General features: G+C 69.0%; 19 protein-coding genes and 1 riboswitch. Of the genes, 10 read left to right on the forward strand and 9 right to left on the reverse strand.

Features of this window, described 5'->3' with window-relative positions:
* Positions 1-20: 20 nt before the first annotated feature.
* Complete coding sequence (locus AC1U2B_RS24265; RefSeq protein ID WP_480218853.1) at positions 21-779, reverse strand: class I SAM-dependent methyltransferase; 759 nt, start codon at positions 777-779, stop codon at positions 21-23.
* A 57-nt stretch (positions 780-836) separates the two neighbouring features.
* Here AC1U2B_RS24265 and AC1U2B_RS24270 point away from each other — a divergent pair, with 57 nt between their 5' ends.
* Both AC1U2B_RS24270 and AC1U2B_RS24275 read left to right on the forward strand, forming a co-directional pair.
* Entirely contained in the window at positions 837-2024 is a 1188-nt protein-coding gene (locus tag AC1U2B_RS24270) for a glycosyltransferase family 4 protein (RefSeq protein WP_480218783.1), read from the forward strand.
* A gap of 318 nt (positions 2025-2342) precedes the next feature.
* Complete coding sequence (locus AC1U2B_RS24275; protein WP_480218784.1) at positions 2343-3812, forward strand: sugar transferase; 1470 nt, start codon at positions 2343-2345, stop codon at positions 3810-3812.
* Here AC1U2B_RS24275 and AC1U2B_RS24280 read toward each other — a convergent pair.
* Together AC1U2B_RS24280 and pgfA are read right to left on the reverse strand one after the other, a co-directional pair.
* Positions 3778-5418: an MmpA family trehalose lipid delivery protein gene (locus tag AC1U2B_RS24280; RefSeq protein ID WP_480218854.1), complete on the reverse strand. Its 1641-nt coding sequence runs from the start codon at positions 5416-5418 to the stop codon at positions 3778-3780. The genes AC1U2B_RS24275 and AC1U2B_RS24280 overlap by 35 nt on opposite strands.
* Complete coding sequence (gene pgfA, locus AC1U2B_RS24285; RefSeq protein ID WP_043391098.1) at positions 5415-6611, reverse strand: cell envelope lipid trafficking protein PgfA; 1197 nt, start codon at positions 6609-6611, stop codon at positions 5415-5417. Before pgfA ends, AC1U2B_RS24280 begins: the two co-directional genes overlap by 4 nt.
* A gap of 139 nt (positions 6612-6750) precedes the next feature.
* Between pgfA and AC1U2B_RS24290 the strand changes: the two genes are divergently transcribed.
* Positions 6751-7938, forward strand: a complete 1188-nt coding sequence (locus tag AC1U2B_RS24290; protein ID WP_043391095.1) for an acyltransferase family protein — start codon at positions 6751-6753, stop codon at positions 7936-7938.
* On the opposite strand, the gene AC1U2B_RS24295 is transcribed toward AC1U2B_RS24290, so the two are convergent.
* Together AC1U2B_RS24295 and AC1U2B_RS24300 are read right to left on the reverse strand one after the other, a co-directional pair.
* The gene (locus tag AC1U2B_RS24295) at positions 7904-12049 is read right to left on the reverse strand and encodes an alpha-(1->3)-arabinofuranosyltransferase domain-containing protein (RefSeq protein ID WP_480218855.1); all 4146 of its coding nucleotides are present in this window, start codon (positions 12047-12049) and stop codon (positions 7904-7906) included. The genes AC1U2B_RS24290 and AC1U2B_RS24295 overlap by 35 nt on opposite strands.
* A 52-nt stretch (positions 12050-12101) precedes the next feature.
* On the reverse strand, positions 12102-12275 hold the full coding sequence (locus AC1U2B_RS24300; RefSeq protein ID WP_020103457.1) for a DUF2613 domain-containing protein: 174 nt from the start codon (positions 12273-12275) through the stop codon (positions 12102-12104).
* Positions 12276-12381: 106 nt separating this feature from the next.
* Here AC1U2B_RS24300 and AC1U2B_RS24305 point away from each other — a divergent pair, with 106 nt between their 5' ends.
* The 6 genes from AC1U2B_RS24305 to AC1U2B_RS24330 all read left to right on the forward strand — a co-directional run bounded on the left by AC1U2B_RS24305 (position 12382) and on the right by AC1U2B_RS24330 (position 17936).
* Entirely contained in the window at positions 12382-13569 is a 1188-nt protein-coding gene (locus tag AC1U2B_RS24305) for a glycoside hydrolase family 3 N-terminal domain-containing protein (protein WP_260934332.1), read from the forward strand.
* 86 nt (positions 13570-13655) lie between these two features.
* Complete coding sequence (locus AC1U2B_RS24310; RefSeq protein ID WP_043391090.1) at positions 13656-14255, forward strand: TetR/AcrR family transcriptional regulator; 600 nt, start codon at positions 13656-13658, stop codon at positions 14253-14255.
* 29 nt (positions 14256-14284) lie between these two features.
* A riboswitch (cobalamin riboswitch) is annotated at positions 14285-14469 on the forward strand.
* A 66-nt stretch (positions 14470-14535) separates the two neighbouring features.
* A complete protein-coding gene (locus AC1U2B_RS24315; protein ID WP_480218785.1) occupies positions 14536-15543 on the forward strand; it encodes an ABC transporter substrate-binding protein in 1008 nt (335 codons plus the stop codon).
* Positions 15544-15563: 20 nt separating this feature from the next.
* Complete coding sequence (locus AC1U2B_RS24320; protein ID WP_480218856.1) at positions 15564-16553, forward strand: FecCD family ABC transporter permease; 990 nt, start codon at positions 15564-15566, stop codon at positions 16551-16553.
* On the forward strand, positions 16550-17344 hold the full coding sequence (locus tag AC1U2B_RS24325; protein WP_480218786.1) for an ABC transporter ATP-binding protein: 795 nt from the start codon (positions 16550-16552) through the stop codon (positions 17342-17344). The genes AC1U2B_RS24320 and AC1U2B_RS24325 overlap by 4 nt, the downstream gene beginning before the upstream one ends.
* 76 nt (positions 17345-17420) lie before the next feature.
* Entirely contained in the window at positions 17421-17936 is a 516-nt protein-coding gene (locus tag AC1U2B_RS24330) for a CHAP domain-containing protein (RefSeq protein WP_480218857.1), read from the forward strand.
* 147 nt (positions 17937-18083) lie between these two features.
* Here AC1U2B_RS24330 and AC1U2B_RS24335 read toward each other — a convergent pair whose 3' ends face one another.
* Entirely contained in the window at positions 18084-18926 is an 843-nt protein-coding gene (locus AC1U2B_RS24335) for a MaoC/PaaZ C-terminal domain-containing protein (protein WP_480218787.1), read from the reverse strand.
* A 1-nt stretch (position 18927) separates the two neighbouring features.
* Positions 18928-20277: a 3-oxoacyl-ACP reductase gene (locus tag AC1U2B_RS24340; RefSeq protein WP_480218788.1), complete on the reverse strand. Its 1350-nt coding sequence runs from the start codon at positions 20275-20277 to the stop codon at positions 18928-18930.
* A 145-nt stretch (positions 20278-20422) separates the two neighbouring features.
* On the opposite strand from AC1U2B_RS24340, the gene AC1U2B_RS24345 reads away from it, so the two are divergent.
* A complete protein-coding gene (locus AC1U2B_RS24345) occupies positions 20423-21724 on the forward strand; it encodes an acetyl-CoA C-acetyltransferase (RefSeq protein ID WP_418003922.1) in 1302 nt (433 codons plus the stop codon).
* Positions 21725-21994: 270 nt separating this feature from the next.
* On the opposite strand, the gene AC1U2B_RS24350 is transcribed toward AC1U2B_RS24345, so the two are convergent.
* Both AC1U2B_RS24350 and AC1U2B_RS24355 read right to left on the reverse strand, forming a co-directional pair.
* Complete coding sequence (locus tag AC1U2B_RS24350; protein WP_480218789.1) at positions 21995-22318, reverse strand: DUF488 domain-containing protein; 324 nt, start codon at positions 22316-22318, stop codon at positions 21995-21997.
* A complete protein-coding gene (locus tag AC1U2B_RS24355) occupies positions 22315-23430 on the reverse strand; it encodes a TDT family transporter (RefSeq protein ID WP_480218790.1) in 1116 nt (371 codons plus the stop codon). Before AC1U2B_RS24355 ends, AC1U2B_RS24350 begins: the two co-directional genes overlap by 4 nt.
* Between the last annotated feature and the right edge of the window lie 17 nt (positions 23431-23447).

The raw sequence follows: 23447 nt of genomic DNA on the forward strand, positions 1-23447 counted from the left end.
ACATGTTCCAATTAGGTCGCTCAGCTGGGCTTGAGCACCAACACCAGGTTACTCGTCAAGAACTCCTGTAACACCGGTACAGAAGTCGCACGCCAGGCCCATTGGGGGTGGTAGCGGGGGAATGCGGCGACCAGCGCTCCGGTGCTGCGTGCCCACTCCAGTCCAGCTGCCGCCGATACCGCGAACAACGACGACCCGTAGTCGTTCTTCGGCCGGTGACCGTGTTTGCGGGTGTACATCTCCGCGGCCCGCCGGCCACCGAGGTAGTGCGTCAGCCCCATCTCGTGGCCGCCGAAGGGGCCCAGCCACACCGTGTACGACAAGATCACCAGCCCGCCCGGCCGCGTGACCCGCAGCATCTCCCGGCCCATCAGCCAGGGTTCGCGGACATGTTCGGCGACGTTCGACGACAGGCAGACGTCGACACTGCCGTCGGCGAAGGGCAGCGCCATGCCCGACGCGCGCACGAAGGTGCCGGCGCCGTCCGGTTGGGCGGCGGGGCCGGCGTGCATCTCCCGCGGGTCAGGCTCGACGCCGATGTACGTCATTCCGGCGCCGGAGAATTCGGTGGCGAAGTAGCCGGGACCGCCGCCGACGTCGAGCACGGTTGCGCCCTCGGGTGCGGTTCCGTTGAGGTCGCGCCACAGACCGTCCACCAGAGCGACGGTGTCTCGGGCGAGGGCGCCGTAGAAGCGGGCCGGGTCGCTCTGCTCGAATCGGAACTCACCGAGCAGTCGGATCGAGCGGGCGAGGGTGGCTCGCCTGCGGGTGGTGACCAGTCCTTTGGCTGCCCAGCGATTCACTCCGCAACCCTACTGACCGGTACCCTGCATTCGATGCCAGACCACCCCCAGCAGCCTGCTGGATCTCCTGACGAGATCCGGTCGGTGCTGCTGCTCTGCTGGCGCGACACGGGCCACCCCCAGGGCGGCGGCAGCGAGACGTATCTGCAGCGCATCGGCGCCCAGCTGGCCGAGTCCGGAGTGCGAGTGACGCTGCGGACCGCCCGGTATCGCGGGGCATCGCGCACCGAGGTCGTCGACGGCGTCCGGATCAGTCGCGGCGGCGGCCGCCTTTCCGTGTACATCTGGGCCGGGTTGGCCATGGTGCTGGCGCGGGTCGGCGTGGGTCCGCTGCGTGGCGTGCGGCCCGACGTGGTGATCGATTCACAGAACGGCATTCCGTTTTTGGCCCGGCTGGCCTACGGCCGGCGGGCCATGGTGCTGGTGCACCACTGCCACCGCGACCAGTGGCCGGTTGCCGGACGGTTGATGAGCAAGTTTGGCTGGTTCGTGGAATCGCGGCTCTCGCCCCGGCTGCATCGGGACAACCAATACGTGACGGTGTCGCTGCCGTCGGCCCGGGACTTGGTGGATCTGGGGGTCGACGCTTCGCGGATCGCCGTCGTCCGCAACGGGGTCGACCTCGCTCCCGCGGCGTCCCTGGCGCTGCCTCGGGCCGCCGAGCCCCGCATCGTGGTGCTGTCGCGACTGGTGCCGCACAAGCAGATCGAGGACGTGCTCGACGCGGTCGCCCTGCTGGCGCCGGTGGTGCCGGGGCTGCGCCTCGACGTCGTCGGTGGCGGCTGGTGGGACGAGCGGCTGGTCGCGCACGCGCGCAGGCTCGGCATCAGCTCCGCGGTGACCTTCCACGGCCACGTTGACGAGATCACCAAACACGAAGTGCTGCAACAAGCTTGGGTGCACGCACTGCCGTCGCGCAAGGAAGGCTGGGCGCTGGCCGTCATCGAGGCCGCGCAGCACGGCGTGCCGACGGTCGGCTACCGGTCGTCGGGTGGCCTGACCGACTCCATCGTCGACGGTGTGACGGGCCTGCTGGTCGACGACCACCGCGGCCTGGTCACCGCGCTCGAGACCCTGTTGACCGACGATGTCCTGCGCGCCCAACTGGGCGTCAAGGCTCAGGTCCGGGCCGCCGAATTCTCGTGGCCGCAAAGCGCTTCCGCGATGCTGACGGTTGCCGAAGCGGTCCGGGACGGCCAGTTCGTCAACGGGATCGTCTGACGGTTCACCGCTGCCGCGACGACGCGGCAGGCGGGCAGCAAGCCCGCTTTCAGAAATTCTTCGCAACGACGATTCAAATCCGTCGTTTTGCTGTTGGACGCGACCATGACGCATAAACTGACGCCAAGGTCAAATTTAATAGCAATGAGGGCCGCTCGCGGATTTCCGGCTTTCGGGTGTCCCTCCTGATTAGCGGATCCAGGCAACTGGGCCCGGTGATGTAGTGCGTTCGAACTCCGTTCTCATTCAATGTAATTGGATATCCCCGCTCCATCGATGTACCACCGGGTCTGAGGAGTTGAACATGTGGAGTTGCCGATGACGCTCTCGACATTCGGACTCACGCGCATCTCGAATTCCCGCGTGGTGTGGCAGCCGTACTACGCGCGTCGGGTGCTGATCACCGACGCCGTGACGATCGTCCTCGCCATGTTGTTCGCGCAATGGGCCCGATTCGGCGGAGCGGGCTACGGCCCGTCGGCCTCCATGCTCTACACCGCGTACTCGCTGGTGCTGGCGTGCCTGTGGCTGGGCGTCCTGACCTTGCACCGCGCCCGTTCCGCCTCGATCCTCGGCTGCGGCATCGAAGAGTACCGCCGTGTTGTCGCCGCATCCTTCTGGACGTTCGGGGTGATCGCGATCGTGGCCTTGCTCGCGCGGCTCGAGATCGCGCGCGGCTACCTGGCCATCGCATTCCCGTTGGGCACGATCGGACTGTTGATCGGGCGCAAGGTGTGGCGGCGCCGGGTTCGTGCGCGCCGGCAGGCGGGCGATTGCCTGACATCCGTTCTCGCCATTGGTGATCGGGACGCGATCGCCGTGCTGGCCACCGAACTCATGAACGATCCCGGCGACGGTTACGTGGTGGTCGGCGCGGGTATCCCGGGCGATCCGGACGCGCGCGGTGACGTCATCAGGATCGGCGATCGGGTGATCCCGATCTTCGGCGACGAGAACGACGCCCTCGGCGCGCTCGGCGACCGATGCGCCGCTGACACCGTGGCACTGACCGACGCAGAACATTTCGGGGTGGCCGGAATCCAGCGGCTCACCTGGCGTCTCGAGGCCTCCGACGTCGACCTGGTGGTGTCGCCCGGCCTGCTCGACGTGGCGGGAGCGCGACTCGCGATGCGGCCGGTGGCCGGCATGCCGCTGCTGCACGTGGAGAAGCCGCAGTACCAGGGCGCCAAGAGTTTCCTGAAGAAAGCGTTCGACTTCGGGTTTGCGCTGGCGGCGCTGATCGGGACCGCGCCGCTGCTGCTGCTCGCGGCGGTCGCCATCAAGATGACGAGTCGTGGCCCGGTGTTCTACCGGTCGGAACGCATCGGCCTGGACGGTGAGCCGTTCACCATGATCAAGTTCCGCAGCATGGTCGTCGACGCGGAAGACCGTCTCGGCGACCTGCTTCCGTCCAACGAGATGGCCGGCGGCGTCATGTTCAAGATGCGGGAGGACCCGCGGGTCACGTTGGTCGGAAAGGTCTTGCGCCGCTACAGCATCGATGAGCTGCCGCAATTCATCAACGTGCTCAAGCAGGACATGAGCGTGGTCGGTCCGCGGCCGCCGCTGCGTCGGGAGGTCGAGTCCTACAACGGGGACATCAGGCGCAAGCTCCTCGTCAAGCCGGGAGTGACGGGGCTGTGGCAGATCAGCGGGCGGTCGAACCTCACCTGGGACAAGGCTGTGCGCCTTGATCTTTCGTACGTCGACAACTGGTCGATGGTCACCGACGTCGGGATCATCCTGAAGACGATCAGTGTGGTGGCTCGCGGCGAAGGGGCGTACTGAGTCCCCGCCACCGCGCAATGCCCATCGCGGCCAACCCGCCGATCAGCATCCCCAGCCACACCAGGTGCGCGGCGATCAGCAGTGGCCGACCCGAAGCGGCGGGCGTCGACCCACCTACCCGATACAGCGTGATGTCGTTGTCCCGGTAGGCAATTGGTAGCGACAATGTGGGAGCCGCGCCCTCCACGACCACCCAACCGACCCCGGCCGCGGCCAACTGGTGCACGTCGGCGCCGCGCAGCAGCAGGTCCTGTACCCGCCGTGCCCGCGCACCTTCGCCGGGCACGGTCCGTCCCCCGATCACCAGGTCCCCGGTCGCCAGCACATCGGCGGAAACCCAGCGGGGCAGCGGGTCCAGCACCGGCGTCGGCCCGGCCCACGGGAACTGGCGGATGACGTCGGGCGGTAGTACCGCGACGGGCTTGGGGTCCGAGTTGATCTGCGCTGCCACCGAATACCAGCCGGCCGGATACTGCACCGACCGCAACTGACTGCCGACGCCCCAGGCCAGGTCCGGCAGTGCGGCCAACACCACCACACAGCACCCTGCGGCAGCGAAAGCTGGTGGTAGCCAACGCCGAAGCGCCGTCACCGCGGCGGCACCGGCCAGCGCATAGCCGGGCATCGCGAGGGCCACCCACTTCTGCCCGTCACGCAGCACGCCGGTGCTGGGAACGGTTCGGATGAGCCAGTCGAGGAACGCCGATCCCGCGTCCGTCGCCAGCAGCGCGGGCACCACCACCGCGACGACCGCGAGCACCAGCAGCGGCCGGGCCGCCGCCACGGACCACGCCTTCCGCGCACCGAGGGCCACCACAGCCAGCAGCGCCACTGTCCCGGCCACGGCGAACAGCGTCGTCCGGGACACCGGCACCGCACCGGCGTTCCAGATGCCACCGAGCCCGGCCAGACTGCCGAGCGTGCCGAGGCCAGGCTCCGCCCGCGCCGCGAACGCCGGCACCCCGGCGCTGGCCACCGGCAGCACCGAGCGGGCCACCACCGTCGCCACCAACCAGGGCAGCGCGGCACCGATCGACGCCGCCAGCGCCACCCCGACGCCGCGCCACGTCCGCGAACACACCAGGGCCACGACCAGCGCCAGCAGCAACCCGGTCGGTGTCAGCCCGGCCAGCGCGATCCAAAACACGAGGTGCGGTAGTCGGAACCGCAGCGCCGAGACCGCGACCCAGGGCAGGCAGCCGTAGCCGACCAGCAGACTCCAATGCCCCTGCAACAACCGCTCGGCGACGTAGGGGTTCCACACCGCGATGGTGACGGCCACCAACTGGCCGCCGAGACCCACGTCGAGAACCGCAGCGGCCAACCGCGCCGCACCCCAGCCGGCGAACCACAGGCCGAGGATCAGCAGCGCCTTGACCAGCACGCCGCCGTCGACGACGCCGGAGAAGACGGCCAGGAAGAAGTCCTGCGGCAAGGCCCGCGGCGCAGCCTCGGACAAGCCCAGGGCCGCATCGGACAGGTAGGACCGCGGTGTGGAAACCGCGTCACGCAGCAGCAGATAACCAGGCGCCAGCAGGGGCGCGGTGACAGCGAGCGTCAGCCCCAGCGCGTACAGCGCCGGCAGGGCACGACGAAAAGCGATCAGATCCGGTCCGGTGGCAGATCGGTCGGCCGCTGAGTGGGCAGCTTCTCGGTCATGGCCTCGGCGGCGGGCATCGGGCCGGAATCGGTATCGCGCCGGCCGAAGAAGCCGTGCCCGGCAGCGTCCAGGCCGGGATCGATCAACGCGGCTTGCGACCGCAGGCTGTACGCGGCCAGTAGCGCGCCGCCGACCAGGAAGACCAGCCCCAGGCCACCGAAGGTGATGGGCAGGATGCGGTTCCACAGGGCCAGCTTGTCGCGCTCGTCGTGGGCGGCGGCGACCTGCGACTCGACCGTCTGCTCGTTCGAGGTGACGGTGAAGTCGGCGAACGTCACCTCAGGCTTGAGGGCGTCGCGCGAGTAGTAGTGGAAGCCGCGGTCCTTCTCTTTGACGATGGTGCCGGAGACCGGGTCCACCCAGAAGGTGCGGGCAGCGGCGTAGTAGCGCTGCATGGTGATCGGGTCGGTGGGCTCGGCGGACGGCACGCCCCACAGCTCGGCCCGGGCGGTCACCGAGCCGTCTTCGTCCTTGTCGTACAGCGACGAGAACTTGATCGGCTCGACCAGCTTGCCGTCGGCGTCGAAGCCGACGTTCTGGGTGAACTTGTAGACCGACAGCCCGTTGACGTCTTCTTCGCCCTCGTAGTTGGCGTCGTACGCCTTCTGCGCGATCGGGTCGAACACCTGGTAGGTCTTCTTCTCCGTGCTGAACGGGAAGCGGTAGCTCAGTCCGGTGTGGGGCAGCGCGACGTTGGTCGGCGGGTTCGGGTCCTCGATGGTGCGCGGCTTCTGCACCGAGCCGGCCGCACCCGTCACCGCGGCGGCGGTGGTGCGGTTGAGCGTCACGGTGTCGACGAGCGCCAGCAGGAGGCCGTTGTCCTGCTGCTTGTCGGTGCGGCGGACGGTGTTGCCGACCTGCAGCGTCACGACGTCGGCGTTCGCCGGGTTCTCAACGCTGAGCTGGCGCTGCAACACCACGGGAACGTTCTTGTTGACGACGAACTTCTCGCCCAGCAGCGACGCCGGGTCCAGAGCGGTGCCGGTGCCGTTGCTGACCAGAGTGGTGTCGATGTCGAGCGGAATCTTGGCGATCTTGCCCGACGTATAAGTAGTCAACAGCAGAGCAGCAATCAGCAGGGCCGCGCCGAGCCCCATCAAGACGCATGCTGCGATTCGCAACCCCACAGCGCGGTTCAACCCGTGCTCCTCACTTTGTCTGCCAGCCACACAGCAACCCGACTGACCCTAACAGCCCTTACTAAGGCACACCCTCATAGTGGTGTCGGGGTGGAAGTGAGATTCGCCGCCGAGTACGGGCACCCGGCACACTGGGTTCGTGGGCGACGAAGGACACGACACCGCGGACATCGCTCGGGTGAGCGGCACCCGCAGTTTCCTGCCCGCTGTCGAGGGCCTGCGGGCCTGCGCCGCCATGGGCGTCGTGCTGACTCACGTGGCGTTCCAGACCGCCAACAGCAGCGGCTGGTACGGCCGGTTGTTCACCCGTTTCGACCTGGCGGTCGCGGTGTTCTTCGCGCTGTCGGGGTTCCTGCTGTGGCGGGGGCACGCGGCCGCCGCGCGAGGGCTGCGGCACCGGCCGCCGACGGGCCACTACCTGCGGTCCCGCGTGGTCCGGATCATGCCGGGTTATGTGGTGGCCGTCGTGGTGATCCTGGCGCTGTTGCCTGACGCCCACGCCGATCTCACGGTGTGGCTGTCGAACCTCACGCTGACCCAGGTCTACGTGCCCCTGACGCTGACCGCCGGGCTGACCCAGATGTGGAGCCTGGCCGTCGAGGTCAGCTTCTATCTGGTGCTGCCCGTGCTGGCGCTGCTGGCCCGCCGACTGCCGGTGGACTGGCGGGTGCCGGCCATCGCGGTGCTCGGGGTGGCGAGCTTCGCCTGGCCCGCGCTGCCGTGGCACCTGCCGTTCGGCGTCAACCAGATGAACTGGCTGCCGGCGCTGTTCTCCTGGTTCGCCGCGGGCATGCTGCTGGCGGAGCTGACGGTCATGCCCGTCGGCCGGATGCACCAGCTGGCCCGGCGGCGGTGGGTCATGGCCGCCATTGCCGGGGTGGCGTTCGTCATCGCGGCGACGCCGCTGGCCGGCAACATCGGGCTCGCGCCGGGCACCGTCAGCCAAGTCGTGGTCAAGACCGCGATGGGCGCCGTCGTCGCCGGGGCGTTGTTGGCGCCGCTGGTGCTGGACGCGCCTGGAACCCCGCACCGGATCCTGGGCAGCACCGTGATGGTGACGTTGGGCCGGTGGTCCTACGGTCTGTTCATCTGGCACCTGGCGGCGCTGGCCATGGTGTTCCCGGTGATCGGCGAGTTCCCGTTCAACGGCCACATGCCGATCGTGCTGATCCTGACCTGGGTTTTCGGGTTCGCGATTGCCGCAGTCAGCTACGGGCTGATCGAGTCGCCCTGCCGGGAGCTGCTGCGCCGCTGGGAGTCCCGGCATGCCCCGTCGCCGCGGGACAGCTCGATCACGGACGTGCCGGAGCCTGCTGCGGTGGGTTAGCCGGCGCATCCCACAGTGACGCCGCGAGTGCGGCCACCGAGATGAGCGCCAGGAACTGCACCCACGGCGAATGCCCGACGTAGCCGTCCACCGACCGCCACGGGTACGCACTGAGCACCGCCCCCGCGCCGATCAGGCCGCTCGCCGAGGCGATGACGGTCCACCCGTCCAGCCACTGCTCGCGCGAGCGCAGCAGGTACCGGATGCCGATGGCCGCCGCGACGGTCACCAGGCCGGCCCATCCGGCCACCAGGAATCCGAACCCGGCCAGGGCCACGCCGACGACTGCGGGACGCGGCTGCCAGGTCTGTGTCGGTTCGTCATCGACGGGCCGACGCATCGGTAGCAGCGCCAACAGCGCCAGCAGTGGGAGCAGGGCGAGCCCGCCGAACAGGCCGATGCGGTAGGGGGTGTTGAGCGCGAACGTCAGCGTGACGATGCCGCCGGTACCGGCCGGCAGCACCCAGCCCTGCTGCCAGCCGTTGATGGTCACCGGGGTGAGGATGGCGCCGTTGGCAGTGTGGGCGGTCCAGCCCGGGTTCACGCTCTCGGGGACGACGAGCACGCGCTGCACCGGCGACGGGGTCACCTGTACTTCGCGGTGATCGGACGTCCACTTCTTCAACTGCGCGGGAGTCGTTGGGGCGCTGTGGATGTGGGCCGCGAGCGGGCCGGTCAGCCGGGCGCCGATGACGGTGAAGTCGGGACCCGGGTTGATCAGGAACTCCTGTTGCCCGGCGGGCAGTTGCAGCGGCGCGGACTGGCATGGCTGGGCCGCGATGGGCTCACCGTCGAGCAGCGCGCCGACGGTGGTGTGTATCGAGGTCTGCAGGAACTGGCCGGCGATGGCGACGATCGGGCCGCGGCCACACGGCACCGTGATGGCCCGACGCCGGTTCGCGGCCGCGTCGGCGGGAGCGATCGGTGTGCCGCGCTCGTCGAGGGCGGTGACCTCGGCCAGGCCGGGCGGCTTCACCTGGTCGAATCCCAGTGCGGTGCGGTCGATCAGGTCGTGCCAATCCAGGATCGACAGCTTGATGGTGTCGGTTTTCGCGGGGGCGAGCTTGATGGTCTGTGGCCCGTCGCCGATCCGTCGCACCTGCGGCCCATTGCCCAGGTCCACCGCGACGACGGTCGGGTGGGCCGGCAACTCGGAGGCGCTCGGCACCAGGCGCAGGGCGCTGACAGTCGTCGGGGCCGGCAGGTGCACGGTCAGGTTCGCGCCGTCGCGGAACTGCACGATGCTCTGCGGGGCCACCCAGGCGGTGCGCGGGTCGCCGTCGGTGGCGGCGTAGGCCGAACCTGCGACGTCGATCACGTCGGCGTCGCCGGTGGCCCGGGTGGTGCCCGGCTGGCTGACCAGATCGGCCAGGTGCGGACCCTGCCGCGCCTGCACCCACACCGTCGGCACGACGGCCATCGGCGCCGGCACGGTGAGGGTGCGGCTCATGTTCACGGGCTCTTCGGGCGACTGGGCCATGGTGGCGGCGCACCGGACCCCGTTCGGTCCCTCGGCGCAGCCGGGCCGGCCCAGCTGGTCGTTACCCAAATCCCATTGCGCCACAGCCGATCCGGCGGGAGGTCCGGGCACGTCGACGGTGTGTCGCAGGCTCACCGCATGGGCGAAGCCGGACGCGTCGTACTGGGTCACGGAGAAGTCGGTGATGCCGAACTGCACGCCCGGTGAACCGTCGTCGGTGCCGATCGCGGTGAACCGGACCCACGAGGTCTCGCCGTAGGGCAGGGCGGCGACCAGCGGCTTGCCGGGCTGGTCGAAGCGAATTGTGCTGGTGCCGTTGGCTGTTGCCACTTCGACGCGGCGCACCTGGGCGCCGACGGCGGTCGCACTGGGCGTCAGGGTGACGGTCGCGTTGGTCACCGGATGGTCGAAGTCGACCTGAAGCCATTGCCCCACAGCGGTTTGCAGCGAGTTGGACACCCAGCTGGTCGAAGAGTCGCCGTCGATGGTGGCGGCCGCCCCGGCTGCCGTGGACACGTTGGGCAGCGCGGTGGAATCGGACGACGAACTCGAGGTGGTGATCCGTCCGCCCGGCCACTGGCCGTACGCGGGAGTGGCGCCGGGGCTGGGGTAATCCATGACGCGGTTGTAGGTGCGGCGCGGATCGTCGGGGGCCCGCACGGCCGATGAATGGTCATCGACGCGCCCATAGTCGGTCTCCCGGACCAGCGGGGTGTCGGTGACGGTCACCTCGGGCACCGGGAGTCCGGCTCGTTGCGCATCGGAGGTCAAGATCATGGGGCCCAACGGGTTTCGGCCCATCAGGCGGCGACGCTCGTCGATGCGCAGCAGTGATTCGGGTCCGCCGTCGATGCGGGCCATGGTGTCGGCGTCGGCCAGGTACGGCTGGGTGCTGGCGGCGCCGGTCACCCGGTAAATCTCGACCGCGGGGTAGCGGGGCCGCAGGCCGCTGTCGGAGACGAAGCCCTCCAGCAGGCCGGGCCCGACCGGGTCGCCGAACTGGGCCACCTTCGTCAGGCCGCGGGACCCCTCGATGGCCCGGTGTACCAGCAGCGGCCGGGCGGACCGGGAGTTGTCGGGGTCCAGGTCATTGCGCACGACGACGAACGAGATGCCTTGGCGGGCAAGGGTGTCGGCCAATCCGGCGGATGGTCGTCCGGTGGCGAACAGGCGCTGCACGGAATCCAGGGCGCGGATGGTCGCGGGCGGGGTCAGCGGAATCGAATCGCGCACGCCCCAGGCGCCGCGCTCCAGTACCTGCAGCGGCTCGTCGTGCGTGTTGCCCCACACCTGGTTGGCGAACGGCGCGCCCGGCGCGACCAGCACCCGGCCCGGCGTCTCGGCGTTGTGCGCGTCGAGCCAGTCCGCGGTCTGGTGCCAGTACTGCGGGATCGCGCGGTAGGTACCGGGCGCGGCGAGGCGGCCCGTCCATGCCAGTGAGGTCCCGGCGGCCAGCGCCGTCAGCAGCACCACCGCGACAGCCATCCGCTTGTCCCGCTCGAGGTGGGCGAACGCGTTGATCCACTCCCGGCGCGGTGCGGTGCCCGGCAGTGGAATCCGGCCCAGCACGTGGGCCAGGCCCAGCGCCAGCGGCAAGCGCAGGATGGGTTCGAGCTTGTGCACGTTGCGCAGCGGGGTGCCGCCGGCGTCGAGGAAGGCCCGTACCTGGTGCGCGATCGGGGAGCCCAGCCCGCCCGCGTACGCGACCGCGAGCAGCAGTAGGCCGATCAGCAGCATCGAGATGAGCCGGCCCCGGGCCGGCATGCTGCGCATCGCCAGGCCGGCCAGGCCGCCGGCCGCGACCAGCGTCGTGGCCAGCACCGCCACCGAGCCGGTGACCAACGACGAACCGGCCGTCGCGTTGGTCGCGACGAACGCCGTCCAGCCGTAGGTGCCGCGCAGCACCTCGGTCAGCGACAGCCACTGGGTCGTGACGCCCGACGATTCGATGAAGTCCAGGAACGGCGGGCTGATCCGGCCGAGCAGCAGCAGCGCCACCGCCCACCACAGGATGGCCAGCAGCGTGCAGCCGAACCACCACGCCGTGAAGCGCCACCAGCGGCGGTTGGGCCGGTGCGCCGCCCACCAGATGATCGCGGCCAGACAGCCGGTCAGGGTGGCGACGGCGTTCACCGCGCCCATCAGTGCGACGGCGGCCGCCGAGCGGGCCGCGAGCTGCCGGATTCGCGGGTCGCCGCGCAGCGCCAGGATCACCGGCAGCAGCACCCACGGCGCCAGCATCATGGGCAGCGTCTCGGACGAGATGGCGCCCAGCGTCGTCAGCGCGCGCGGCGACAAGGCGAACGCCACAGCGGCAAGCACCCGAGAGGATCGGCTGCCGATGCCCAGCGCCTCGGCGACCCTGATGACCCCCCAGAAGCCGACGACCAGCAGTAATGCCCACCACAGTCGTTGGATCACCCAGCCGGGCAGGCCGATGACGTCACCGGCGAGGAAGAACGCGCCGTGCGGGAAGAGGTAGCCGTAGGCCTGGTTCTGCGACTGGCCGAAGGGGAGGTCGCTGCTCCACAGGTTGGCTGCCCGCGCCAGGAAGCGCGCAGGGTTGGCGGTGAGATCGAGTTTGGTGTCGGGCGAGACCCGGCCCGGTGACTGGGCGAACGTCAGGACCAGTGCGGCCGCGCTGACGACCCATAGGCAGCGCCGGGAGAGCGGCGCTGCGGGATCAGCTGCGGTTGCCGTATTCGACCCGGTTGAGCACCGATGACGCTGGATCGCCCGATTGCAGCGTCGGCTTGGTGTCCTGCTCCAGCATCAGCGTGGTGCCGAAGACCGCTGCGGCGCCGAGCAACAGACCGACCACGATGCTGGCTCCGGCGGGCACGAGGAAGCGGTCCATGGCGCCCAAACTAGCATGACGACCTGCCCGCTTCCGTGTTCGCCAGCCCGCTACCAGGTCATCGCGGGACCCGGGCGCCGCTGTCGCGCGGCTAGGCTCGGTGCCCATGTCCTTGCCCCGAACCCTTGGCGCGCTCGCACTGGTGTCTGGATTGGTAGCCGGTTGCTCGTCGTCGTCCGACCACCCCGCCGCGTCCAGCACGTCCAGCCAGGCCAAGAGCACAGCCGCGTCGAGCAAGCCGATGGACGCGCCCGCCCCGACCGCCCCGCCGTGTGATCCGCACGCTCTGCTGAGCACCCTGACGCTGCGGCAGAAGCTGGCCCAGTTGCTCATGGTGGGCGTCAAGGACGCTGCCGATGCCCGTGCCGCCGTGACGGAACAGCAGGTCGGCGGCATCTTCATCGGTAGCTGGACGGACCTGTCCATGCTGTCGGACGGCAGCATCCCGGCACTGCAGGCCGCGTCCGGTGCGCTGCCGCTGGCGGTCAGCATCGATGAAGAGGGCGGCCGGGTGTCCCGGCTGAAGAAGCTGATCGGCCCGCAGGAATCGGCGCGGGTGCTGGCGACGACCAAGACGCCTGCCGAAGTCCAGGCCATCGCGCGGGACCGCGGGCAGCAGATGAAGGACAAGTTCGGCATCACCGTCGACTTCGCGCCCGACGCCGACGTCACCGAAGAGCCCGACGACGAGGTGATCGGCGACCGCTCCTTCGGTTCGGACCCGCAGAAGGTGACCGAGTACGCCGGCGCGTATGCCGCGGGTCTGCGCGAGGCGGGACTCGTTCCGGTGCTCAAGCACTTCCCCGGTCACGGACACGGCTCGGGCGACTCGCACACCGGTGGCGTGAAGACCCCGCCGCTGGCGGCGCTGAAGGACAACGACCTGGTGCCGTACCGGACGTTGACGACGCAGCAGCCCGTCGCGGTGATGGTCGGCCACCTGCAGGTGCCCGGACTGACGCTCGGCGACGACCCGGCCAGCCTGAGCAAGCCCGCCTACGACCTGCTGCGCAGCGGCGAGTACGGCGGCCCGCCGTTCGACGGTGTGGTGTTCACCGACGATCTGACCGGCATGGCGGCCATCACGCAGCATTTCGGCGTCGCCGACGCGGCGCTCAAGGCGCTCCAGGCCGGCGCCGATGTCGCCCTGTGGATCACCACCGACGGCATTCCCGACGTGCTGGACAAGCTGGAAGCGGCCGCGCAGGCCGGGCAGCTGGACCAGGCTCAGGTCGACAAGTCGGTCCTTCGGGTGGCGGCCATGAAGGGGCCGGGCGCCAAATGCGTGAAGTGAGCTGCGCGTTGCCCAGCCCGAATTGCCGCGCTCCTCAACGCGGCTCGTTCCTCACCGCTTGATCGTCGTCCGGCTACCCTGTTCCGATGGCAGGAGGAACGAAGCGGCTGCCGCGGGCCGTCCGCGAACAGCAGATGCTCGACGCTGCCGTGCAGATGTTCTCGGTGAACGGCTATCACGAGACCTCGATGGACGCGATCGCCGCGCAAGCCGAGATTTCCAAGCCGATGCTGTACCTCTATTACGGCTCGAAGGAAGAGCTGTTCGCCGCGTGCCTGGATCGGGAGCTGACGCGCTTCGTCGACACCGTCCGGGCCGACATCAACTTCGCGCAGAGCCCACGCGACCTGCTGCGCAACGCGGTGCTGTCGTTCATGACGTACATCGACCGCAACCGGGCGTCCTGGATCGTGCTCTACACGCAGGCCACCAGCTCGCAGGCCTTCGCCCACACGGTGCGCGAGGGCCGCGAGAAGATCATCGACCTGGTGGCCCGGCTGCTCAGTGCTGGTACGCGAAACCCGGAGCCGGACAGCGACTTCGAGATGATGGCCGTGGCCCTGGTGGGCGCGGGTGAGGCCATCGCGTCACGCGTCAGCGCCGGCGACACCGATGTCAACGACGCCACCGAGCTGATGATCAACCTCTTCTGGCGCGGCCTGAAGGGCAAGCGCGCCGAGCCGTAGTCGCCAGGGCGGTGACCCTATCGGCGCTGGTATGGTCCGCTTGAGCCAGTCGAACCCAACGCGGTTGGGTCAGGGAATCCGGTGTGAACCCGGAACTGACGCGCAGCGGTGAGGGGGACAGGCGGAGCAACGGCCACTGGCCCCACGGGGGCTGGGAAGGCGCTCCGGCTGGATGATCCCGAGTCCGAAGACCTGCTGGCTCGGGCTCTCGTGGCCTGGCGGCGCGAGGACCCCCACGGATGGACTCCGCGACCAGAGTCCCGGATCGGAAGGCCCCGCCGTGTTTGTCCGCACCATTGTGCTTGTCTCACTGGTTGTTTCGCTCATCTGCTCCTGCGGCGGTCCGCCGGCCGTGGAGTCCCCTGCTGCCGGCACCGGCGGCTATCCCGTCACGCTCGAGAACTGCGGACGTCAGGTGACGGTGAAATCGCCGCCGCAGCGTGCGGTTTCGATCAACCAGCCGGCCAGCGAACTGCTGCTGTCGCTCGGCCTCGCCGATCGCATGGCCGGCACCGCATCATGGAGCGACGCCGTGCGCTCCGACCTCGCCGCCGACAACGCCAAAGTGCCTGTGCTGAGCCGGGATTTCCCGTCGTTCGAGCGGGTGCTGAAGGAGAAGCCCGACTTCGTCTACGCGACGTTCGACTGGTCGTTCACCGACCAGGGCGTGGCCCCACGAGATCGCTTCGAGCGCCTCGGTGTGCCGACGTACCAGTCGTCGAGCGAGTGCGGTGGTCAGGATGCCGCACAGCAGCGCGCGTTGACGCTCGACGACATGTACGCCGAAATCGGGGACATCGCAAAGATATTCGGTGTGCCCGAGCGCGGCGACAAACTGGTCTCGTCGCTGCGTGCGCGGATGGCGACCGCGACCAGCGGACTCGACGCAGACGGCGTCTCCCTGATGTGGTGGTACGCCGGTACCAGAACCCCGTACATCGCGGGCTGCTGCGGGGCGCCCGGCATCATCACGACCGCGGTCGGGGCGCGCAACGCGTTCGCCGACAGCCGGCAGCTGTGGCCGGAAATTTCGTGGGAGGCGATCCTGCAACGCGACCCTGACGTGCTCGTCCTCGCCGACCTCACCCGAGGCGACGACGGCGACAGCGTCGCCGCCAAGATCAAGTTCCTCGAAACCGATCCGGCCGCAAGCAAGTTGAAGGCCGTGCGCGAACGGCGGTGGATCGTGTTGCCGGGCAGTGCGATGGACCCGTCACTGCGCAACGTCGGCGCAGTCGAGACCGCCGCGGCCGGGCTGCGCTCGTTCGGGCTGGGCGGGAAGTCCTGACGGCGGTGCGCACCGCCGGGATGGTGATGTTCGGCCTGACCGGGCTGGCGCTGTCGATCGCGGCGGCCATGATCATCGGGCCTGCCGACCTCGGGATCGGCGACGTGTATGCGGTCGTCGCGCAACATCTTTGGGGCCGCTCGGCGGACATCGCACCGATCGATGACGGCATCGTCTGGGAACTGCGCCTGCCACGGGCGTTGTTGGCTGCCATCTGTGGGGCGGGCCTGGGTATCTGCGGGGCGATCCTGCAGTCGTTGATGCGCAACCCACTGGCCGACCCGTTCATGCTGGGCATCTCCTCCGGCGCGTCCACGGGAGCGGTGCTGGTCGTTGTGGTGGGTATCGGTGGCGCGCTGACGCTGTCGGGCGGCGCGTTCGTGGGTGCGGTGATCGCCTTCGTGGTCGTGCTGGCCCTCGCGGCGGCCGCCGGCGGCGGACCGGACCGGGTGGTGCTCGCCGGAGTCGCTGGTACCCAGCTCTTTTCGGCGACGACGGCGATGGTGGTGTTCTCGTCGGCCGACGCGCAACAAACCCGTGGGGTGCTGTTCTGGTTGCTGGGGTCGCTGGGCGGCGCGAGCTGGCATCAGGTGGCGATGTGCGGCCTCGTCTGCGCGGCCTGCCTCGGTGTCTGTTGGCTGCAGTCGGATGCGTTGGACGCGTTCGCCTTCGGTCGTGACGCGGCCGCTGCGCTGGGCGTCTCGGTGCGGCGGGTCCGGATCATCCTGCTGCTGACGACGGCGCTGCTGACGGCCGTGTTGGTGAGTGCCGCGGGCGCAATCGGTTTCGTCGGGCTGGTGTTACCGCACGCGGCGCGGATGATCGTCGGGCCGTCGCACCGCCGACTGCTGCCGGTCACCGCCATCGCCGGCGCCATCTTTCTGGTCTGGGTCGACGCTGCGGCCCGCACGGTGTTCGCGCCGCAGGAACTGCCCGTCGGTGTGGTGACCGCACTCGTCGGCGTGCCGATCTTCATGTGGATTCTGGCCCGCCGCAGGAGGATTCGGTGACGAGGCCGCTTGCTGCGGAATCCGTCAGCTGGTCGGCCGGCGGACGGCTCGTCATCGACGGGGTGTCGGTGGTGGTGGCCGACGGCGAGACGCTGGGCCTGCTCGGGCCCAATGGCGCCGGCAAGTCGTCCCTGCTGCGGCTGCTCGCCGGACTACGGCGCGCCGACGGTGGGGCTGTGCTGCTCGACGGTCGTCCGCTCGCCGACATCCGGCGGCGGGCCGTCGCGCAGCGTATTGCCGTGGTCGAGCAGCAGGTCAGCACCGACCTGGACCTGACCGTCGAGCAGATCGTCCGGCTGGGTCGAATTCCGCACCGCGGCATCTGGTCTGGCAATGCCGACGCGGACGATCGCGCCGTCGAGCGGGCGCTTGAGCAGACCGAGACGACGGCCATGCGCGACCGGGATTGGCGGACGCTGTCGGGCGGGGAGCAGCAACGGGTGCAGATCGCCCGGGCGCTCGCGCAGGAGCCCCGCGAGCTGCTGCTCGACGAACCCACCAACCATCTCGACATCCGGCACCAGTTCGAGCTGTTGGCGCTCATCCGGGCGCTGCCGGTGACGGCGGTGGTGACGCTGCACGACCTCACCCTCGCGGCATTGTTCTGCGACCGGCTCGTCGTGCTCGATCAGGGCCGTGTCGTCGCGGCCGGAACTCCCGCCGAAGTCCTGACCGCCGAACTGATCTCGTCGGTCTACGGCGTCGCTGCCCGCGTCACGCCCGACGGAGCCGGCGCAGGCCGTCCCACCATTCAGCTCCTCCCGCCGGGACCCGAAATTGCCGACCGGTAGCACCACTTCGGGCACCTAGTCTGGACATGTGCACAAACGCGCATGGCGCATCCTGCTGGTCGTCGCTGCCCTGGTGATGGTGGGCGTCGCCGGGCTGGCCGGGTATCGCGGCTACCGCGAGCACGTCGCCCGGCCGGACTTCCCCGCCGTCGACACCTCGCAGCTGAGCCCCGGGCGCGCAGCCGTCGTGCACATCCTGGCCCAGGAGTACGCGGCCCAATCGAGCATGTCCAAGTACTCGGAGGGCAACGACGAGCCCTGGTGCGCGGACTTCACCAGCTGGGTGATGCGGGAATCTGGAAAACCCTTCACCAATCCCAATTCCGGGCACTGGCGCATCCCGGGCGTCATGACGCTCACTGACTACCTGCACTCCGAGGGGCGCTGGGAGTCACCGGACTATTCGCCACTGCCCGGCGACATGGTGCTGTACGACAAGCCGAGCCCGAAGGGTCAGCACGTCAACATCGTGCTCATCAACGACAACGGCACGCTCACCACGGTCGGCGGGGGCGAGGGCACCAACGTGGGCCTGTCGACGTACAAGATCGCCGACGATCCGGGCATCCGCGGCTTCGGCCGCTACGAATGACCCGCTTGAATTCTGCGCCGAACGTGAAGTCGATGGCGAGATTTCACTGGGATCTCGCCATCAACTTCACGTTGGAAACGGCAGAAGCATCGGCTCCAAATCGCAAGTGCCACAGGAGAGCCGACGCGCCCGGGCGTGCGACGAGAGCTACAGCTCAGTGACCGTCGCCGTCAGGTGCGGGTAGCCCTTCGACAGGTTGCGCAGCGCCAGCTCCCAGCCGCCGTCGATGGGTTCGACGTACAGCCCGACCTTCGCCGGCAGCAGCACGGGCTTGCCGAACTTGACGGAATACCGAACCGCATCCGGTAGCTGGCCCTCGACGTTGGCCAGTACCGCTGCGGCGCTGAACATTCCGTGCGCGATCGCGGTCGGGAAGCCGAACAGCTTGGCGCCGATGGAGCTGGTGTGGATCGGGTTGTGGTCGCCGCCGACGTCGGCGTAGTGCCGAATCTGACCCGGCGTGATGCTGATGACCGCGTTGGGCGGCGGCAGCTTCGGCTGCTTGACCGGCTCCGGCTTCGGGCCACCCGACAGGCTGGTGCGCTGCTGGTGCAGGAACGTGGTGACCTGGTTCCACACCAGGTCGTTGCCGACCTTGATGTCGGTCACGATGTCGACCAGCAGGCCCTTGCGGTGCTCGCGCAGGTTCTCCGCCCGCACCGCCACGTCCAGTTTGTCGGTCACCTTGATGGGCCGGTACTGGGTGATGTGGTTCTCGATATGCACCGAACCCATTGCGGCGAAAGGGAAGTCGAACCCGGTGACCAGCGACATCATGGTCGGGAAGGTCAACGCGAACGGGTAGGTGAGCGGCACGGTGTCGCCGAACCGCAGGCCGGTCACCGCGGCGTACTCGGCCACGTTGGTCGGGTCGATGGTCAGACCCGACACCTTGACCGTCCGCACCGGCAGGGTGGAACCCCGCGACACGAACGGCAGCGCACCAGCCACCGCCCGTGCCATGTTCAGAAGACCGTTGGGCTGCGACATGTCAGGCACCCAACAGAGCCTGGCCGCAGACCCGAATCGTGTTGCCGGTGACGGCATTCGACGCGGGGCTGGCGAAGTACGCGATCAGCTCGGCGACGTCGACCGGCAGGCCGCCCTGGAACAGCGAGTTGAGGCGACGGCCGACCTCGCGGGTGGCCAGCGGGATGGCGTCGGTCATCTTGGTCTCGATGAAGCCCGGTGCGACGGCGTTGATGGTGACGCCCTTTTCGCCGAACACCTCTGCATACGCGTCGGTCATGCCGATCATGCCGGCCTTGGTGGCGGCGTAGTTGGTCTGGCCGCGGTTACCGGCGATACCGGCCATCGAGGACAGGCCGACGATCCGGCCGCCGTCACCGATGGCGCCGTTCTCCACCAGGCCCTGCGCAAGGCGTTGCGGCGCAAGCAGGTTCACGGCGATGACCGAGTCCCAGCGGGCATCGTCCATGTTGGCGAGCAGCTTGTCGCGGGTGATGCCGGCGTTGTTGACCAGCACGTCGGCCTTGCCGCCGTGGTGCTCGGTCAGGTGCGCGACGATCTGGGCGACGGCGTCGTCGGCTGTCACGTCCAGGGTCAGCGCGGTGCCACCGACTGCGGCGGCGGTCTCGGTGAGCGCGTCGGCCGCCTGCGGGACGTCGATGGCGACGACGGCAGCGCCGTCCCGCGCGAACACCCGGGCGATCTCGGCGCCGATGCCGCGGGCGGCGCCGGTCACCAGCGCGACCTTGCCGGCCAGCGGCTTGTCCCAGTCGGCCGGGGCGACGGAGTCGGCGGCGCCGACGTAGAACACCTGGCCGTCGACGTAGGCCGACTTGCCCGACAGCAGGAAGCGGACGGTCGACTCGATGCCGGAGGCGGCCGGCGAGGCGCCCGCCGACAGGTAGACCAGGCCGATGGTGGCGCCGCGCTGCAGCTCCTTGCCGAGCGAACGGGTGAAGCCTTCGAGGGCGCGCTGGGCGATGCGCTCGTCGATGCTGTCGGTCTCATCGGGCGTGGTGCCGACGACGACGACGCGGCTGTTGGCGGCCAGGTTGCGCAGCACCGGGGTGAAGAACTCGTGGAGCTGCTTGAGCTGCTCGGGCTTGGTGATGCCGGTGGCGTCGAACAGCAGGCCACCGAACGAGTCGGCCCAGCGGCCGCCCACGTTGTTGCCGACCAGGTCGTAGTCGTCGGCCAGCGCCGCGCGCAGCGGCTCGGCGACGCGGCCTGCGCCGCCGATCAGCAGCGGACCGGCCAGGGCGGGCTCGCCGGCCTTGTAGCGGCGCAGCGGCTGGGGCTGCGGCACGCCGAGTTGCTTGGCCAGGAAGGAACCCGGACCGGAGGTGAGGACTTGGGAGAGGACGTCAGCCATTGCAAGCCTTTCTGCGGACGTATTTGCCAGAGACGGAAGCGTCTTGTCACAGACGAACTTACTCCAGAGTAAGAACGGTGGGTAATATAGGCGTCAAGAGACATCTTGCCTCAGTCATCCAACGTCAACGAACTGGAGAAATACCGTGGCCGAGACCAACAGCCGCCGCCGCGTGGCAGTCCTGGGTGGTAACCGCATTCCCTTCGCACGATCCGACGGTGCGTACGCGAACGCCTCCAACCAGGACATGTTCACCGCTGCACTGGACGGTCTGATCGACCGCTTCAACCTCAAGGGTGAGAAGCTCGACATGGTGATCGGCGGCGCCGTCCTCAAGCACAGCCGTGATTTCAATCTCATGCGTGAGTGTGTGCTGGGCACGTCGCTGTCGCCGTACACCCCGGCGTTCGATCTGCAGCAGGCCTGCGGCACCGGTCTGCAGTCGGCCATCGCGGCCGCTGACGGTATCGCTGCCGGCCGCTACGAGGTGGCCGCGGCCGGTGGTGTGGATACCGCTTCGGACGCGCCCATCGCCCTCGGCAACGACCTGCGCCGGGTGCTGCTGAGCCTGCGCCGGGCCAAGTCGAACGTCGACCGTCTCAAGCTCGTCGGCAAGCTGCCGTCGGCCGTCGGCGTCGAGATTCCCGTCAACAGCGAGGCCCGCACCGGGCTGTCGATGGGCGAGCACGCCGCCATGACCGCCAAGGAAATGGGCGTCAAGCGCACCGACCAGGACGCCCTGGCCGCCGCCAGCCACCAGAACATGGCCGCCGCCTACGACCGCGGCTTCTTCGACGACCTGGTCAGCCCGTTCCTGGGCCTGTACCGCGACAACAACCTGCGTGCCGACTCGTCGACCGAGAAGCTGGCCAAGCTCAAGCCTGTCTTCGGTGTGAAGCTGGGTGACGCCACCATGACCGCGGGCAACTCGACCCCGCTGACCGACGGCGCCTCGGTGGCGCTGCTGTCCACCGATGAGTGGGCGGCCGAGCACAACATCCCGGTGCTGGCCTACTTCGTCGACTCCGAGACCGCCGCCGTCGACTACGTCAACGGCAAGGACGGCCTGCTCATGGCCCCGACCTACGCCGTGCCGCGCCTGCTGGCCCGCAACGGCCTGACGCTGCAGGACTTCGACTTCTACGAGATCCACGAGGCCTTCGCCTCCGTGGTGCTGGCCACGCTCGCGGCCTGGGAGTCGCCGGACTACTGCAAGGGCCGCCTGGGCCTGGACGCTCCGCTGGGTGCCATCGACCGGTCCAAGCTCAACGTCAACGGCTCGTCGCTGGCGGCGGGTCACCCGTTCGCCGCGACCGGCGGCCGCATCGTGGCCCAGCTGGCCAAGCAACTCGCCGAGAAGAAGAAGGAGACCGGCAAGCCGGTTCGTGGCCTGGTTTCCATCTGCGCCGCAGGTGGACAGGGCGTCACCGCGATTCTCGAGGCGTAATTCTCGGGGCGTGTAACGCCCCGAGAAGCCTCAGCGATACCCCAAGTGCCTCGTGTTTCCGTCTGACCCCCGACCTGACGGAGACACGGGGCACTCTCGTGTTCGGGGTCGGGTCAGCCCGCGGAGGTTGGTATGCGCTCCGCGCGCTCCTCTGTCGAATGTGCAGCTTTTGGTGGCCAGACTCGAGATCTGGCGCGAAAAGCTGCACATTCGGCATAGCCCCGCGGATCGGGTAGGCGACCTGTGCCGCCCACCCCAACCCCCGAACGTTCAGAGCAACGCCGCCAACACCGGCACGTGGCTGATGGCGAGGTCCTTGGCCGAGGTGGTCAGCGTCACCGGACCCATTGCCCGGAGCTTCGCCAACTCGTCCGAGTCGGCGAGTTCCTCCCGGTAGCGGGCCGCGAAATCCTCGTACTGATCCAGATGCGCGTGGTACCACTTGCGCAGCTCATTCGACGGCGCGACGTGCGGCATCCAGGTGCCGACCCTGGGGTCTTCCTTGTGAATTCCCCTGGGCCACAACCGGTCCACGGTCACCCGGGGCGGCTGGGCTGGATCAATCGGGTCGTACACCCGAGCAGTGTCGATCATTTCGGGTCCTTGTGAATGGCGGCCGGGGCAGGCGGCGGGGTGAACAGGCTGCCTCCGACGCTGCCACGCAGTGTCCGCACCGCGACCAGCCCCCAGGTGCACAGCAGGAAGGCGTACGCCAGGACCGCGGCGACCCGGAACGCCGGCAGGCCGGTGTGTGCGGCGAGTTGCGACGTGCCGGTGACGAAGGTGCCGACGGGGAACGTCAGGCTCCACCAGGTCAGCGCGAAGGGCATACCGCGCCGCATGGTCCGCACCGTCAGGGCGCTGGCCAGGCTGATCCACAGCACCGCGAAACCCCACACCGGAACGCCGAACAGCACCGCGAAGATGTTCATGCCCGACGCCAGCTCCGGGCTGACGGCCAAGGTCGCCGCTGTTCCGAGCAGTCCCGCGGCGGTGATGCCCTGCCCCAGCGGACCCAGCACGATCCACAACGTGGGGACCCGCGCCGATCCCGAGGTGCCGTAGTGCGCCAGCCGGCTCCAGATCATCGTGATGATGATCAGTGCGGCGACCAGCGACAGCCCGAACATCGCGAAACAGCCGTAGAACATCGTGGTTCTGCCCGTGCCCGGTGGCAGATACTGCAGCAGCAGGGCGCCGGACGCCGCCGACACCATCGGCGGCACGACGGGCATCAGCCAGCCACCGAACGCGGCGTCCGGCCCGACTTCCAGCTGCGTGAACATCAGGAACGGGATGGTCATCGCGGTGAACAGGCCGCCGATGGTGCCGGCGGTCCACAGGATCCAGTCCAGGTCGACGGCCAGGCGCGTGCCGATCAGGTCTTTCCCGAGCAGCAGGGCGCCGAGGCCGACGGTCATCAGCGCCATCGGTGCCGCGCCGTAGAAGTGCGTCATCTGTGGGTTGCGGACCTGACCGCGCGCCACCTTGGGGTGGCGCACCCACTGCACCGACACCGCGACGATCAGCAGCACCAGCAGGGCGGTGGCGATCACCCACACGCCTTCGGCGAAGCCCCGCAGCCCCGGCAGGTGCACCGGCAGGGACGCCGCTGCGGTGGCGACGATGCCCGTGCCCATCACCGACGCGAACCAGTTGGGTCCGAAATATTGCAGTCGGGCGGTCTCTGGTGCATCGGTGCTCATGGTTCGATACTCACAGG

It is taken from the genome of Mycolicibacterium sp. P4_G11, assembly GCF_056555145.1.

Excerpts from the sequence above, each read along its gene's own strand:
- AC1U2B_RS24270 (WP_480218783.1), top strand. The coding sequence starts at position 837 with ATGCCAGACCACCCCCAGCAGCCTGCTGGATCTCCTGACGAGATCCGG.
- AC1U2B_RS24275 (WP_480218784.1), top strand. The coding sequence starts at position 2,343 with ATGACGCTCTCGACATTCGGACTCACGCGCATCTCGAATTCCCGCGTG.
- AC1U2B_RS24300 (WP_020103457.1), bottom strand. The coding sequence starts at position 12,275 with ATGGACCGCTTCCTCGTGCCCGCCGGAGCCAGCATCGTGGTCGGTCTG.
- AC1U2B_RS24305 (WP_260934332.1), top strand. The coding sequence starts at position 12,382 with ATGTCCTTGCCCCGAACCCTTGGCGCGCTCGCACTGGTGTCTGGATTG.
- AC1U2B_RS24310 (WP_043391090.1), top strand. The coding sequence starts at position 13,656 with ATGGCAGGAGGAACGAAGCGGCTGCCGCGGGCCGTCCGCGAACAGCAG.
- AC1U2B_RS24320 (WP_480218856.1), top strand. The coding sequence starts at position 15,564 with ATGGTGATGTTCGGCCTGACCGGGCTGGCGCTGTCGATCGCGGCGGCC.
- AC1U2B_RS24330 (WP_480218857.1), top strand. The coding sequence starts at position 17,421 with ATGGTGGGCGTCGCCGGGCTGGCCGGGTATCGCGGCTACCGCGAGCAC.
- AC1U2B_RS24335 (WP_480218787.1), bottom strand. The coding sequence starts at position 18,926 with ATGTCGCAGCCCAACGGTCTTCTGAACATGGCACGGGCGGTGGCTGGT.
- AC1U2B_RS24340 (WP_480218788.1), bottom strand. The coding sequence starts at position 20,277 with ATGGCTGACGTCCTCTCCCAAGTCCTCACCTCCGGTCCGGGTTCCTTC.
- AC1U2B_RS24350 (WP_480218789.1), bottom strand. The coding sequence starts at position 22,318 with ATGATCGACACTGCTCGGGTGTACGACCCGATTGATCCAGCCCAGCCG.
- AC1U2B_RS24355 (WP_480218790.1), bottom strand. The coding sequence starts at position 23,430 with ATGAGCACCGATGCACCAGAGACCGCCCGACTGCAATATTTCGGACCC.